General features: G+C 53.2%; 7 protein-coding genes. 3 read left to right on the top strand and 4 right to left on the bottom strand.

The features are described 5' to 3' along the window. Window positions 1-368 precede the first annotated feature (368 nt). Complete coding sequence (locus AC0YN4_RS24710) at window positions 369-7,838, top strand: immunoglobulin-like domain-containing protein (protein ID WP_475837040.1); 7,470 nt, start codon at window positions 369-371, stop codon at window positions 7,836-7,838. 351 nt (window positions 7,839-8,189) lie between these two features. Here the strand turns inward: AC0YN4_RS24710 and AC0YN4_RS24715 are convergent, their stop codons facing one another. The 3 genes from AC0YN4_RS24715 to AC0YN4_RS24725 all read right to left on the bottom strand — a co-directional run bounded on the left by AC0YN4_RS24715 (window position 8,190) and on the right by AC0YN4_RS24725 (window position 12,157). After that, window positions 8,190-8,708 carry a GNAT family N-acetyltransferase gene (locus AC0YN4_RS24715; RefSeq protein WP_475783124.1) on the bottom strand — a complete coding sequence of 173 codons (519 nt, stop codon included), beginning with the start codon at window positions 8,706-8,708 and terminating at the stop codon, window positions 8,190-8,192. An 89-nt stretch (window positions 8,709-8,797) separates the two neighbouring features. After that, window positions 8,798-10,855, bottom strand: coding sequence for a DEAD/DEAH box helicase (locus AC0YN4_RS24720; protein WP_475783125.1), 2,058 nt, complete (start codon window positions 10,853-10,855; stop codon window positions 8,798-8,800). Window positions 10,856-11,038: 183 nt separating this feature from the next. Further along, entirely contained in the window at window positions 11,039-12,157 is a 1,119-nt protein-coding gene (locus tag AC0YN4_RS24725; RefSeq protein WP_475837041.1) for a nitric oxide synthase oxygenase, read from the bottom strand. A 172-nt stretch (window positions 12,158-12,329) separates the two neighbouring features. On the opposite strand from AC0YN4_RS24725, the gene AC0YN4_RS24730 reads away from it, so the two are divergent. Together AC0YN4_RS24730 and AC0YN4_RS24735 are read left to right on the top strand one after the other, a co-directional pair. Beyond that, window positions 12,330-13,373 (top strand): NADH:flavin oxidoreductase/NADH oxidase, encoded by a 1,044-nt coding sequence (locus AC0YN4_RS24730; RefSeq protein WP_475783127.1) that lies wholly within the window; start codon window positions 12,330-12,332, stop codon window positions 13,371-13,373. A 15-nt stretch (window positions 13,374-13,388) separates the two neighbouring features. After that, window positions 13,389-13,730 (top strand): cupin domain-containing protein, encoded by a 342-nt coding sequence (locus AC0YN4_RS24735; protein ID WP_475783128.1) that lies wholly within the window; start codon window positions 13,389-13,391, stop codon window positions 13,728-13,730. Between the two features lie 140 nt (window positions 13,731-13,870). Here the strand turns inward: AC0YN4_RS24735 and AC0YN4_RS24740 are convergent, their stop codons facing one another. Beyond that, window positions 13,871-15,859 (bottom strand): GTP-binding protein, encoded by a 1,989-nt coding sequence (locus AC0YN4_RS24740; RefSeq protein ID WP_475783129.1) that lies wholly within the window; start codon window positions 15,857-15,859, stop codon window positions 13,871-13,873. Window positions 15,860-15,870: the final 11 nt, after the last annotated feature.

A 15,870-nucleotide genomic window follows, 5' to 3' on the forward strand; every position in this document is an offset into this window, starting at 1 on the left:
TCCTCCGTTTTTCGATAGTTACCTCTTTCATTGTTACCACAAAGTGTAACAAAACAAGCCTGCATTCGTAAATCCGGCTGCAGACTCGTCATTATCGAAAGATCATTACAATTCCCCCTATTTGTATTAGGAAATCAATGACACCTTTTCACTTCAAATTCTTTCAATATTCGCCGCATACCGCCCGGTTACGGCTCTAGCCGATTTCACATTGCGTTGACTTCTCCCCTTAATCCATAAACTCCCCCTTCTTTCTCCCGCAAAAACCCCCCATACATTGACTTTAGGCATTCCGCTACAATTCAGGTAGTTAGTCGCACTAGGTGTAAAGCTCGACAAATTAAACACTACATTAAAGGAGAACTTCGATGAAAAGATCAAAAAGGATGACGAAATCAGTTGTTTCCGTCTCTTTGGCATGTCTTGTCATGTCGAATATGCCATTGGCATATGCAGCCACGAATCAACCGACATTTTCAACGAATCCAAACCAACCGGCAAGTGCGCCAGAGCTTCCCAAAGGAATCATTGTTAAAAACCCTGATGGAAAAGCCTCAGGTCAACCCAAGCTTACGCCTGAGCAACTGCAAGGATTAAAAGAAAAAGCGAAACAGAATCTATCTGCAGCTATGGAAGAAGACCGCAAGAAAGAGCTTGAATCGCTGGAGAAAGTTCCGGCTGAAGCTGCTGCGCATAACCCCGATGAACTCGTATCGGTAATTGTCCAACTGAAAGGCCAGACCGTATCTCAACTTGCAGCACAAGGAAAAGTTGGCGTTAGTCAACAATCGCTGACTGCCGGTAAGACAGCCATTCAGAACGACATCGATACCACGCAAAGCAAAATTATGAGCACGTTGGCCGGCGGTAAAGCGAAGAGCGGCAACGGACTATCCTTCAAGCATGAGTACCAGAATGTATTTAAAGGCTTCAGCGTAGACAACATCAAGTACAGCAGCATTGAAGCGATCAAGAAGATGCCGAACGTCGCTGCCGTTACGCTTCAGCAGAAGTACTATCCGGCAGAAGTCAATAATCAAGAGCATGAGCTGACGGGTATCGAGAACGTATGGAGCGGAGCAGCCGTTGGCAAGGATTCCGGTTACAAAGGCGAGGGCATTCTGATCGCAATTCTGGATACCGGGATTGATTATACCCATGAGGCATTCCCAGCTCCTCATAATATGAGCAAAGCCAGATTCCCTAAAGGAACAGGCAAATACTCCGACAAGGTTGTCGCCGGCTTTAACTGGGCAGACCAAACGGACGATGTTATCCCGCACATGGAGGATACAAATCCACTGCTGTCACCGAGCAGCCACGGCGTCCATGTAGCAGGTACTGCTGCCGGATCAAGTGCTGTCCTAAGAGGCGTAGCACCTGAAGCACAGCTCGTAGCCGAGAAGGTTTTCTCCGACATTCAGCCAGGCGCATTGACAGAAGACATTATTAAAGGAATTGATCATGCTTCATCCGTTGGAGCAGATGTTATTAATATGAGCTTAGGCTCTGCTTCCTCCTTCGACACGCGTGATCCTAAGGATCCGATGGGTATTGCGATCCGTAACGCAACGGATGCGGGACATGTCGTTGTCGTCTCTGCCGGCAATGCATCCAATGCCTACGCGGATCGCGGCGAGCTTGGCGCACATTTGAAGCTCGGCGAGAATCCGGACTTGAATAAAGTCGGCAATCCGGGCGTCTATCCGGATTCGTTCACGGTTGCAGCCGCGAATAATATCGTGGAGAAACACACCTATGAATTCCAAAGCGCCGATGTGACCGGCTCTGTATTCGGCGAAGGCATCGACGACTGGAACTTTACCGAAGGCCAAACCTATGAATTAGCTGCTTTTCCGGTAGATTATGACTGGCAAGGCAACGAAATCGGATTTGGTACGCCATCCGATTATGAAGGTGTCGATGTAACTGGCAAAGTAATGCTCGTTAAACGGGGCTCGATCTCCTTCATCGAAAAGGTGAAGCATGCCGAAGAAGCCGGAGCAGCAGGCATTATCGTCTATAACTCCTCTCCGGACAAGCTTGCACCTGCTCCGCAAGGCTTCGGTATCATTCCTTTCTCCTTCATCAGTTATGAAGACGGGATGAAATTGAAAGAAGCCATTCTGGCAAACATCGAAGTCGGTGGCGGCGGCGGTGGCATCGACATCGGACCACTCGATATCGGCATCGAAGTCCCGGGCGGCAGCGATGAGCCTACTCTACTGCCATTCATTCAGATCTCGATCGCTTCCGAAGAGATCGGGTCCGCTTTCGATGAATCCAACCCGGGTCAGCCAACTGACTTCACATCGTGGGGAACGACAAGCGACCTGCTCTTGAAGCCTGACGTTATGGCGCCTGGTCATGCGATCTTGTCTTCTGTAAGAACTTCTGACCCGAACGTGAACAACGCCTACGAAAAAGAAGACGGTACTTCCATGGCAGCACCATATGTCACGGGATCCGTGGCTGATGTGATGCAAGCGCTCAAAGAGCGAGGCGTTCCAACCGGAAATCGGGCTTTTGCACAATTGGTCAAAAACCTGATTATGAACACATCCGTCCCAACCAAACGGGACTATGTCAATGAGGAGAATTCGGAGGACCGTCCTGACTACAACACCGAATACCAGCCAAGAAGACAAGGCGCAGGCATGATCCGCCCTGATCTGGCTGTTCAAACGCCTGTTGTCGTATCCGGAGCAGACGGCAAAGGAAGCGTCAGCCTGAAGGAAATCGGCAGAACCGCTACCTTTACATTGACTGCGAAGAACATGACTGACAAAGAAGCTACCTATATGGTAGACGGCACGGTTATGACGGATTACCTGCACAATCCGATGCTGACTCATTCGGATAACATCCGCAGCCGTTACATGGACGAAGCAGAGCTGACGTTTGATAACAATCAAATTACAGTTCCGGCAAACTCCACGAAGCAAGTCGTTGTAACACTGAATCTTGATGCTTCCACAATGAACAATATCTTCGTGGAAGGCTATGTTTATTTGACACCGACTGACAGCACGCTGCCAACGCTCAATGTACCCTATAACGGTTTCTTCGGCGATTGGGACGATCCAAGCATTATTGATGCGCCGGTTTGGGAAGACACCCATCATGTGTGGGCGGAATCCGGTCTCGGTACGCAAATGGGATTCCAATCCGGTCCGTACCAATTCCTATATGATTTACCGGATACAGCGGAAGAAATCGCACTAGGCGATAAATATTATGCATTCAATCCTCACCAATACATGGTTCCATTCCCAGTTCTTACTATGCTGCGGGATGCACGGACTGTGAATGTTGACGTTGTCGATGAGGACCACAATTTAGTCACGCACCTGGCGAATGAAGAGTGGCAAGTAAAGAAGGATCCATACTCAGGCGGAAACCCGTACATGCTCCTCGATGGAACAATTTGGGACGGGCGAAATTTAGGCGTTGAGCTGCCGGACGGACAGTACTACTTCGCCGTTACGGCAACGGCAGATATTCCAAATGCAAAGCCGCAGCCGACGATTTATATGCCGATGTATAAAGACACGCAAGCTCCGACGATCAATGTCATCAAAAACCCGGAGTACGACGAGTCCACTCATCCGGAAGTTGCCGACAATGGAAGCTATACCCTCCGCTGGACGGTAGATGACGAGGTTTCCGGCAGCACAAATGCGAACGTATTCTTAGCGATCAACGGTTCCGAGCCATGGGATGATTACAAATCAACAGTGGTTCATAACCCGGATGGCTCTTACCAGATGGAAGTACCGGGGTTGATCAACGGACTCAATGTCGTTACCCTAGCTCCAATCGACAGTGTTGGCAACGAGGGCGATTATGTGAATATCGTAATCGATAACTCGAGCAGCAAAGGTGTTTTTGTCGACGAGTATACGACTACCATCAATGACTCGCTTCCAAGCGGATACTGGAATGCGAATGTGAAACCGGGCGATAAGTTCACGCTGAGCTTCGATGCATTTGGCACAAGCCTGGCATCCGTTAAGCAGGTCATTTACAAGCTTAATGATGACGGCACGCTTACGAAGGTAGGAGATACGGTCGACGACTCCGCAACTTGGGAGACAAAGGTCGGAACAGACATTTCCAAATACTCCATCACTGGGCATGTAACCATTCCCGCCGATTTGGAAGATGGCCACTATGTTACCTTCTTCGCATGCCTAGAGGATGGCAGTGTGTGGGAAGCAGCTGAAACGGTGAGCGGCATTTACGACCTTACCGGCAGCGCTTATACAGGCATTCATACTTTCGTGGATACGCAAGAACCGACAGTTAAACTGAATACGGTGATGAGTGCGGATTTAACTCAAACGAGCGCATACGTGGATACGGACAAGCCGGATACCATATCGCTTATGCTAGATACCATTGCGCAGGACACAGTAGCAAACTCCAGAGGCTACAAGCTTGAAGTTGCGGTAGACGGTAACCCATCGGAATCCATGGGAAGCATACCAAGTGCCTCAACAGTCAAGGAAGACTTCCGTTATCCGGTTGTATTGAACGCCGGTGAGCATGTGTTGGTTGTCACGGCTACCGATTTCTTGGGCAACGCAAGCAGTATCACGATTAACGTCACAGTTGATCTTGCAGGCAATGTCGTACAGGTGACCAATGACGGCACAGGCGCTGCAGCAACGATCCCGATTCAAGCTGTCCAGTACGCGAAAGACAATACACCGGAGTTTGTCGTTAATCCCGGTGGACTATGGGAAGATGGAAGTTTCCATCTAGATAATATGGATCCTCTTGTATCCGGATACGTTGTACCGGCTTATGCTAATAACGGATCATCTGATCAGTTCGATCGCAACTTAATGCCAATCGTACACCTTGGCAATGAGCAAGCGCTGCCGGCGACCAGCCTTAACTACCCGCCGTCATTCGTTCCATACATTAGCAGACTTTACTATAACGCGGAACCAAGCGGTTATGGCGAACCTGCCGGCAGCTATTCATTCTTCTACCAACAGACCGGATATACGGACCCAGGCGGCATTCCTCAAGGGGATAGCGAGCTTCCGTTCACGATGATCGACTATATGGGTAATAAGACGACGATTACGATTCCGGTTCACAAAAACTCGGAACAGCCGCGAGTTGAGCTCGACAATGTCATTACGGACGCAACCGGTACCGCGTCGTTCTATACAACGGGCGACTCCATTACAATTACAGGCACCGTGTTTGCGGATAATGCACTCGGCTATGATTTTGCCGCATCCTTGCAGGATTACAGAAGAACTTTTAAAGGCTTGCCCGGTTACAAGAGCCTATTTGATGATAACTGGGTTGACAACAAGTATGATCTGGAATTTAAGTTCCCAGATGGATTCGTGCAACCAGCAGGTGTTCATCGTTTCAGTATTACGATCGATGATCTTCAACATGGTGCTAACTTTCTAGGAGTAGAAAGCGGACTAGCCATGGATGGCAAAGTGTTTTCCGGTTATTATTCCTCTATCTTGAACCTTGTTGTGTACAAGATGGGCGGCGAGGGAAGCGCAGACCAGTTCCAAGCGGCACAAGCGGTAAACAACCTTACATGGGATATGCTGAAAGGCGCTAACACCGATGAGGCGCATGTGAGCACCAATCTTGCATTGCCTACCTATGATCCGGGAAACCATGCGAAGATTACTTGGAGCAGCGATGACCCGAACGTCATCACAGAAGCCGGACTGGTAACGAGACCCGCGGCTGAGCAAGCCGTGAAGCTTACAGCTACGGCTACAATGGGTACAGCAACCGCAGAAAGAGTCTATAATTTGACCGTTCCTGCAGCGGCAGCTACGGATGATCTGGCAACTGTAGAAGATGCTGCAAATGTTACATGGGACGTCATTCGCAGGGATAATGAGACCGAAGCTGATGTTTCTTCGGTACTAAGCCTGCCAACGCATGGTTCGAACGGATCTACGATTACGTGGGCTTCGAATAAACCGAAGTTTATTACGAATCAAGGGCGTGTATTTATACCGCTATTTGACGAGGGCGATGCAAACATTGAGCTGGTTGCCACTGTAACTAAGGGCGGCAGCACATTCGAGAAGACATTTAATCTCATTGTTCTATGCGACACTAAGAACAAGGAGAAAACGCTTCTGCTTCGTGCAGCGAAATCGTTGAAGGTTGCCGACCTGCTTGGCGAAAATACATCAGAGATGTACGTAACAAGCAACCTAAACTTCCCAACTACCTACGGTAGCGACGGCATTCAAATTTCGTGGGAGTCCGAACACGAGGACATAATCGCTCCAGATGGAACCATAACAAGACAGTCCGATCTTAATTCTTATATTCCGGTAGTAGCCCACCTTACTTTAGGCAACTACTACATCGATGTTGATTTTGGTTTCTATGTCAGAAGCCTGGATCAAGAAGTGGCACTCGTATGGAATATGATTAAAGGCGGCAATGACAGCCAAAATGCCGTCACGGCGAACCTTCATTTACCGACCGTTGCTCCAGATGGCTCCGAAATTACTTGGATATCCAGTAATGAGTCGGTCATTGAGAGCAATGGTACCGTTCACCGCTCCAACCAGGACGTGGAGGTTACACTCTCGGCAACAACGACGAAATACGAAGTATTAGTTCATACAACCGCATTCCACCTTGTCGTTCTAGCAGCTCCTTCATCTAGTGGCGGTGGTGGTTTCATCGGCGGCGGAACGGACAATGCCGGTGAGGAACACTCGGTTGTTATTAATCCAGGCCAGCTTACTAAGCCTACTGAAGGCGTTGTATCTGTCGAAGTGCCTGCAGATACAAGTGAAGTGAAGCTGCCAGCCAACGCAGCTGATTTATTGGCTGACAGCAAGCTTGAAGTGAAAGCCGGCAACGTTACGCTGGAGATCCCTTCCGCACTGCTTGAGGCACTCACTGACAAGCTAACTGCAGAAGAACTGAAGAACAGTCAGATCTCACTGAAACTGAGTGCCCTGTCTGACACTGAGAAAGAAGAGCTTGAGAAAGCAAGCAGCACAGCATCGTATGCAGATGTGAAGGCAGTCGGCTGCGTTTATGAACTCGAACTGTCCTTAACGGATGCAACCGGCAAGAAGCTTGCTACGCTTTCGACATTCAATGTACCGATCACGATTCGTTTGAAGGTCGATGCATCTGCAAATCTGGATAACACGGGCATCTTCTACGTTTCCGGTGATGGCAAGCTTGAATACATCGGCGGAACGCTTGAGAACAGCGAGCTGGTTGCGGAAATTTCGCACTTCAGCAAATACGCAGTTCTTGAAGTCACAAAGACGTTTACCGATGTTTCCAGCAGCCACTGGGCAGCCAAAGTCATTCAATCATTGGCAGCCAAACAAATCGTGAGCGGAACTAGCGCAACGATGTTCACGCCAAGTCGCAATGTAACACGCGCTGAATTCACGGCCATGCTTGTGAAGGCGTTGAAATTAACTGCGGCTGGGGACACGACCTTCAAGGACGTGGCAGCTGATGCCTGGTATGCACAAGCGGTATCCATCGCGGTTAAAGCCGGCATCGTTAGTGGCAAGAGCAGCACGGCATTCGCGCCAAGCGCGCAAATTACGCGCGAAGAAATGGCAACCATGCTGATGCGCGCATACGCAGTCATGAAAGGAAGCGAGCCAGCGAAAGGTGCTGAAGCTTCATTCACCGATGCGTCCGCAGTATCCGCTTGGGCTGCCAACTATGTTGACGCAGCAGCATCGCTGAAGCTGATCAACGGTCGCGGAGAAGGCAAGTTCGATCCGAAAGGCATTACGACCCGCGCAGAAGCAGCGCAAGTGATGTACAACCTCATTACGATTCACTAATGAATAAAGGGATGCCACTATTGATAGTGGCATCCCTTGGGCCGTCGAGAAAGTCTCGACGGCCATTTTTTTATCTATATAAATTAACTCGCACTCCTCATCTTGCATGCCACGAAAATCTAACGAACCGTAGAGGTCTTATTGGGCCGAATTATGAGGACTCGAGAATCTAACGAACCGTAGAGGACTTATTTGAGGATATTCGGCTCCAAACTACTGAAAAACCGTCAAATAGAGCCCCTACTATTCGTTAGAAGTTTTCGGAGCCCAGAATGGGCTAATAAGCGCCGTACGATTCGTTAGAGCATTTCAGAGAGGGATACCACTTTGAATGCGGCATCCCTATTTATGTTATACGCGATGAATCCAGAAACGCTTGACGACATTGCCATGCGCTTCCGTGAAGCTCGATTCGAATCGCCCGCCATTTCGCAGAATCGTGCGTTCCGAGCCGATATTATCCTGATCGCAAATGACGAGGACTTCACGTATGCCGAGAGCATCCGTCTTCTCGAGTGACAAGGCGAGGAGCCGCGACGCGTAACCCTTGCGACGTTCGGACGGAATAATGCCATAGCCAATATGACCGCCGCTCTCAAGCAGCTTCTGATTCAGCCGGTGGCGGATATTAGCTGCGCCGACTACATGACCTGTATCGTCCAACAGCCAGTAGGTAGAATGCGGGACCCAAGCCTCGGGCGTATTCTCTTCCTTACAGGCCTCGTTCAATTCGCTCACGTATGCCGTGAAATCACTCGGATCTAGGCTCACCACCCAAGGAACAATATCTTCCCCGCTCTCGATCCACTCCTGATAGAATGCCAAATATGCCTCTTCCAGATCAACTGACGGCTTCACCAATTGCACCATTCGTTTTCTCACTCCCTATAGAAAAAGAAGCAAGGCACCGACAAAATATCGTCATATGCCTTGCTTCATCTGTTCATCACGAGTAAATCTTAACGCGACCCTTTACGCTGCGGACGACCGCCCGAGCCTTGTTTTCCGCCGCCGCTGCTGCGACCGCCTTTGAAGCCGCCGCCTGCAGATGGTTTGCCGCCCGAAGACGGTCTGCCGCCAGCGCGGGCGCGATTCTTATCGCCGCCCCCGTTCGGGAATTGCGGTGCTCCTGCTCCGCGGCTGCCGAATTCGCCGCCACGGCCGGTTCCGCCGCGCTGCGGGGCATCCCCGCGCGAAGCTGCTGCGCCGCTCCACTCGCTGCGCGGTGCCGATGCGCCGCGGGATTCGCCGCGCGGCGCGGAAGCGCCTCGGCTATCGCGCGCTGCCGAGGCTCCGCGGCCACCGCCGCCGAACTCGCTGCGCCCAGCCGACGCTCCGCGCCCGCGCGACGAGTCGCCGCCGCGTCCGCCGCTGCGCTCAACTGCGCCAGCGCTGCCGAATTCACCGCGCGGCGCTGATGCTCCGCGTCCACGCGCTGCGTTGCCGCCGCGTCCGCCGCTGCGCTCAGCTGCGCCAGCGCCGCCGAATTCACCGCGTCCGCCTTCTTCGCGGGACGGCGTGCTGTAGCGCCCGCGTCCTGCCGGCGCCGCGCCATCGCGCGGGCCTGCTCCGCCGCGTCCGCGCGGTGCTTCTGCTCTTGCCGCGCCCCATTGCGGCGCCTCTTCAGCACCGCCGCTGCGCACGCCTGCTCCGCGCGATTCGCCGCGCTTCGCTGCTCCACCGTAAGCGCCGCCGCCTGAGCCTGCTTTGCGGCTATCGATGTTGCCGCCGAAGCCGGATCTGCTCTTACGGCCCTCCTGGCCGGAACGGCCGCCCTTCGGCGCCCACTTGCCGGATGCCGATTGGCCCGACGTTCCGCCTCTGCGACCGGAACCGCCGGATTTGCGCTCGCCGCCTTGGCGATCCGGAGTATCCTCCATTATCGAAGTGCGAATCGGTGCGCCGCTGCGGTTCTTCTCGCGCGGAATCGGCTGATTGATGCCTTTCTCGATGGCAGCAAGCTCAAGACGATCATGCGGAGATACAAGCGTAATCGCAAGACCGTCTTCGCCTGCACGGCCCGTACGGCCGATGCGGTGAATGTAGCTCTCTGCATTCTCCGGGATGTCGAAGTTGAATACATGGGTAATGCCTTCAACATCGAGGCCGCGTGCCGCAACATCCGTCGCAACCAGCAAATGAATCTTCGCATCGCGGAACTTTTTCATAACCTGCTCGCGTTTCGATTGCGTGAGATCGCCATGCAGCTCGTCGCTGTTGAAGCCATTCTCTTGCAGGAATTCGTTCAGCGCGCTGGCCCGCTTCTTCGTACGGACGAAAATAACCCCCAAATAAGGGTTGTACTCGCCCAGAAGACGCTGCAGCTGCTCCATCTTGTCTTTCGCGCCGACTTCAACCGTCAGCTGGCGAATCGCCTTCAACGTCACTTGCGGTGCGCGCACCGTGATGTCCTTCGGTTCGATCATGAACCGCTGCGCCAGCGAGCGTACGCCGCCCGGCATCGTAGCCGAGAACAGCATCGTCTGCTTGCGGTAAGGCATCTGGCTCAAAATTTCCTCAACTTCTGTCAGGAAGCCCATGTGCAGCATTTGATCAGCCTCGTCAAGCACGAGCATTTTGACCGAACCCAGCTTCACTGTGCCTCTGCGAATATGATCAAGCAGCCTGCCCGGCGTAGCTACAACAATGTGAACCGCACGCTGAAGCTTCCGCAGCTGCGATTCCACATCTTGTCCGCCATAAACAGCCAGCACGCTGAATTCGTCCTTCGTTGCAAGCCGCTTCTTCAGCTCTGTCGTAATTTGCAGCGCAAGCTCACGCGTCGGCGTAAGGATGAGACCCTGCAAATCTTCGCGCTCCGGTCTGATTTTCTCCAGCATCGGAAGCAGGAACGCGAGCGTTTTGCCCGTACCTGTCTGTGCCTGACAGATTACGTCGCTGCCCTGCATAATAACGGGTATTGCGCCTTCTTGAATCGGTGTCGCTTCATGAATACCTTCATTGCGCAGCGATTGCGACCGTTCCTTGGCAATACCTAATTGTTCAAAACCTGCCAATACATCCACCTCATTTAGTTATTAAAGCCTTCCCGTTCGAAAACCGGCATTTCTATCGTACCACATTACGGACATGCTCATGTACCGATTCTTCCCATTCCCAGTAAAAATGTCGCTTCCCAACCATTTTTCTCCACTGTTTATCCTTATTTTGTCCGTATCGTACGCCCGCCAACCTATCCTTTACGACTCATAAGGAGCCTTTTGAACAAAATAGTTCGGTTTCAGCTCGATGTCCTCATATCGATTGTGAAAAGTGGCCGTAGTCGCAGGAGACAGCGGCGGAATCAACCAAGACCAACGTCCGGTCGGCGTTCGGCCGCTGCGCTGTTCCTTCTCTGTAAACAGAGAAAATTGCTTGCTCGCGGTATGGTGATCGACGATTGTCACGCCTTGCGCCTTATAGGAGTGAAGCACCGCAATGTTCAGCTCAACGAGTGCCCGGTCGCGCCATAGCGTAATCTCTCTGCTTGTGTCCAAACCCATTATTGTGCCTACTGCCGGCAGCATGTTATATCGGAACGGATCGGCGAGATTGCGTGCTCCGATTTCGGTGCCCATATACCAGCCATTGAACGGAGCCGCCGTATAATGGAGACCGCCGATTTCAAGACGCATGTTCGAAACGAAGGGAACGGCGTACCATTTTAGCTGCAGCTCTTCGAAATTCGGAAAGTCCGGGTGGGTTAGCGGCACCTCGAGAACGATATCGGTTGGAATATCGAACCACTCCGGCGACTGCGAGCCGATCTGGATCACGAGCGGTAGCACGTCAAAAGCAGTTCCTGCCCCTTTCCAGCCCATTTCCATGCAAAGTTGGGTGAATTGAAGTGATATCGGATCGCCTAGAATCGCGCCATCTTCCTGGTTGTAGCCGGCATATCGAATCAACTGTTCGTTCCAGATTCGAATACGAGGCGAGTCGGCGTCTGTGCATGGAGCGAAAACGGTGATAGAGGGTAATATTTTCCCCCTGCCTGTGGCATATTCAATATGGCGAAACACCGCTTTGGCGATATCAGCCGCGTCGGTCGCTCCCCGCGCATCCTGTACGTTTAATGAGTCCCAAAACAGTCTGCCGATGCACCGATTGCTGTTACGCCATGCCAGCTTAGCCCCATAGGCAAGCTCTTCTAGGGTATGTGTATACGTTCCGGTAGCAGCGATTTCCGCTGTAATTTCCGTTATTCGTGCCGTTGTCGCCTGTTCAGCAATTGCTAGTTCACTGCCAAACTGTCTGATATATGCCTCAGCCTCCTGAAGCAACTCTGCATGATTGATAATCATCTGTTGACTCTGCATAACTTCTCCCTGCCTGCCCGATGGTTAGTTGTCTCTATTATAACGGATTTGCATGACGCATTCACATTTCCCAGCTTGTGGGAGGATTTTCACTTTCAAAATGTAAGTGACAGGGGTATACTGAGGCTGAACCTAACGTTGGATTCTCACTTTAATAGATGAAGGAGTGGATATGTTGAATCGATTAGCAGAACCTTTTGCGTTGAAGGGCCTCTCTCTCAAAAACCGTGTCGTGATGGCGCCGATGTGCCAATATTCCGTAGACGCGAAGGACGGTACGCCAAACGAGTGGCATTATATCCATTATGTGACTCGCGCTGTTGGCGGTACAGGGCTTATTATCATGGAAATGACCGATATCGAGCCGGATGGGCGCATCACCGAGCGCTGCCTCGGCCTATGGTCGGATGAGCAGATTCCGGCTTATCGCCGGATTATTTCGGAAGTTCATCGTCAAGGTGCGAAGATCGGCATTCAAATTGCCCATGCCGGCCGTAAGGCCGAGGAAACAGCAGAACTGGTTGCGCCTTCCGCTATCGCATTCAGCGATGCTTACCGTACGCCGCGTGCACTGACGACTAATGAAGTGAAGGCCATGGTCGTGAAGTTTAGGGAGGCGGCGCGCCGCGCGGTAGAAGCCGGTGTCGATACGATCGAGCTTCACGCCGCTCACGGCTATTTGATCCACCAATTCCAATCGCCGGTGACGAACCGACGCGAGGATGAATACGGACAGGACCGCCCGTTGTTCGGCGTGGAAGTCATTCAAGCGGTCAAAAGCGTCATGCCCGCTGATATGCCCTTAATCGTTCGGATTTCCGCAGCCGAGTTCTCGGAGGGCGGTTATAAGGTAGAGGAGGGCATTGAGATTTTCCGGCGGTATCAAGAGGCCGGCACTGATATCTTCCACGTCTCGAGCGGTGGCGAAGCTCCGGTTACCGGCGCTAATCGCCCTGCGATTTATGCCGGTTATCAAGTGCCGCTTGCTCGCGCAGTGAAAGATGCGCTTGCGGTGCCGGTCATCGCCGTCGGCTTGCTCGATGAGCCGAAGGTGGCGAACACCACCATCGCGCATGGTAACGCGGATCTCGTGGCCGTTGCTCGCGGTATGCTGCGCGACCCGTATTGGGCGCTGCATGCGATTCAAGCGGTAGCCGCGAAGGGCTCCAGCGAGGCTGAGGCGTTTCTTCCGCGTCAGTACCAGCGCGGCTATTAAGGCGGACTGGTTGGTATGAAAATGATAAGCAAGCAGAATGCCGAGCATTATGTGTGGGGCGATGTATGCGACGGCTGGCATTTGGTCAAGAATGACCCGCTCAGCATCATCCACGAGCGGATGCCCGCCGGTGCCAGCGAGGTGCGACACTACCATCAGCAGTCGCGGCAGTTTTTCTTCATGCTGTCCGGGACGGCGACGCTCGAGGTCGACGGCGTGCCCGTCGTGCTTGCACCTCAGGAAGGGGTCGAGGTGCCGCCGCTGACCCCTCATCAGATGCTCGGCTCCACCACCGAACCGGTGGAGTTCCTCGTTATTTCGTCGCCGACAACGCGGGGTGACCGCGTGACGGTCTAGATCGTTGTGAAAAAAGCTGAAAAGGCGCACATTTGCGCCTTCTCAGCTTATTTTGTGTTTTTGGGGTTAGTTGTGACGGCGGGGTACACCGCTCCAAACTAGCTCTCTCTGCGCAGTAAGCGGCGTACCCGCTTACCGCGCTACCCGCTCAGCGCATTCCGCACCGCGAGAATATACTTCGCTTGATCAAGCGGGTTGACGCCGCGCCGCTCACGTGACACGTCAACGTCCGGCGGGCATTCGCGGTAGCCGGCGAAGAAGGTCGTGAGCGTGCCGCGCCCTTTGGTCATGGAGCCCAGGCGCGCCGGGAAGTCGAGCGTGGTCGCGACGGGCAGCGTGCCCTCAAGCTCCATTCGCTCTTGGCGCACGATTGGCGCGTCGAATTCGCCGCGCATCAGGACAAGCTCGTTCATGAGCTTGCCGCCGTACTCCTCCGGCACGGAGAGCCGAAAACGAAGCAAGGGCTCCAGCAGCTTCGTTCCCGTGTTCGCAAGGCCGTTCATCATGCCCATAGGCGTCGCAATGACGAAGTCGAGCGGATGCGTGTGCCACACATGATGCTCGCCCTCAATCAGCGTGACGCGCAGGTCCGTCACTTCCCAGCCGCGCAATCCCTGCTGGAGCGCCTCCGGCACCCGCCTCGCAACCTCATTCTGATAACTCTCCAACAATCGTTCGCCCCGAACGAGCGACTTATAGACGAGCCCGCTTCCCCGCTCACCCGGTTCAATCGTAAAACGCAGGATCGCCCAGCAAGGCTTCGGCATCAAATACGCGACATACCCTTCGCCAACCGAAGCAGGCGTTTCTTTATAGATGACCGATGGCGCGCCGAAGCTGACTTCGAGCTTAAATCGGCTCAGCAAGATGGAGGTCAGCACCTCCATCTGAATCGGCCCCATGACCTTTAAATGCAGCTCCCGCTCATCCTGCAGCCACTGCAAATCGAGCAGCGGATCCTCATCCGCCAGTTCCTGAAACGCCGCTACGACAGCCGGATACTCCGCCTCGTTCTTCCATTCCACCTGCACGGTGAGCAGCGGCACCGCAAGCCGTTTCTCTCCCGGCACTCCCTCAGGCGCGCCGATGACATCGCCGATTCGCGCGCGGCTCCATCCATATACAGCCGCAATATCGCCAGCCTTCAGGATGCCGATATCTTCCGTCTTCTGCCCCGTCACACGCCGAATTTGTGTCACTTTATCCTGCATGTCCCGGCTGTAATTAAGCACCGTGTCGCGGTTACGGATGACCCCTTCGAAGAGGCGGACATACGAGATTTTGCCCATTACAGGATCCCGTTCCATCTTGAAAATCACACCCGATACCGGTGCCTCCTCCGACCCGCTCGGAGCCGGTAAGTACGTCAGAACCGCATCCATCAGCTCCTTCACGCCAATCCCGCGGTTCGATGCTCCGAACAGAACCGGAAACAGCGTGCTGCGATGCACGCCTTCGACAAGCACTTGCCCAAGCAGCGCATCATCCACCGCCTGTCCATCCAAATAAGCTTCCAGCAGCGATTCATCCTGCTCAGCAACTGTCTCCACCAACATGCGCCGGTACGGCTCCGCCCACGGTTGCTCACCAATCACCTGCTCATCCAACAACACCGGCACAGCTCCCGTAAACTCCGCTTCCGCCCCAATAGGCGCTGCTATAGGCACCACCTGACGCGATAACAATCGCTGCAGCTGAGCCAATACAGCCAGAGCATCCGCTCCCACGCGATCCATTTTGTTCACATAAATAACCGTCGGAATCGACAGATCGCGCAGCGCCTGCCAGATCACTTCCGTCTGCGCCTGCACGCCTTCAACCGCCGATACGATCAGTACGGCACCGTCCATGACACGAAGCGACCGTTCCACCTCTGACAGAAAATCGACATGGCCTGGCGTATCCACAAGATTAATCGGCGTATCTTTCCACGTAAACCTCGTCACTGCGGCACGCACCGAGATGCCCCGCTCCCGCTCCACATCCAGCCAATCCGTCTGCGTTGTCCCTGTATCCACGCTGCCCAGCGCGCGAATATGCCCGCTCTGATAGAGCATCTGCTCGGTCGTGGTCGTTTTGCCTGCATCGACATGAGCAAATATGCCAACATTACGCATCTTCGCACCCATAGCTCCCTAAT

The organism is Paenibacillus sp. J22R3 (assembly GCF_056269305.1).

Bases quoted from the DNA above. Each gene is read 5' to 3' on its own strand.
- AC0YN4_RS24710 (WP_475837040.1), top strand. From the start codon at position 369: ATGAAAAGATCAAAAAGGATGACGAAATCAGTTGTTTCCGTCTCTTTG.
- AC0YN4_RS24715 (WP_475783124.1), bottom strand. From the start codon at position 8,708: ATGGTGCAATTGGTGAAGCCGTCAGTTGATCTGGAAGAGGCATATTTG.
- AC0YN4_RS24725 (WP_475837041.1), bottom strand. From the start codon at position 12,157: ATGCAGAGTCAACAGATGATTATCAATCATGCAGAGTTGCTTCAGGAG.
- AC0YN4_RS24730 (WP_475783127.1), top strand. From the start codon at position 12,330: ATGTTGAATCGATTAGCAGAACCTTTTGCGTTGAAGGGCCTCTCTCTC.
- AC0YN4_RS24735 (WP_475783128.1), top strand. From the start codon at position 13,389: ATGAAAATGATAAGCAAGCAGAATGCCGAGCATTATGTGTGGGGCGAT.
- AC0YN4_RS24740 (WP_475783129.1), bottom strand. From the start codon at position 15,859: ATGGGTGCGAAGATGCGTAATGTTGGCATATTTGCTCATGTCGATGCA.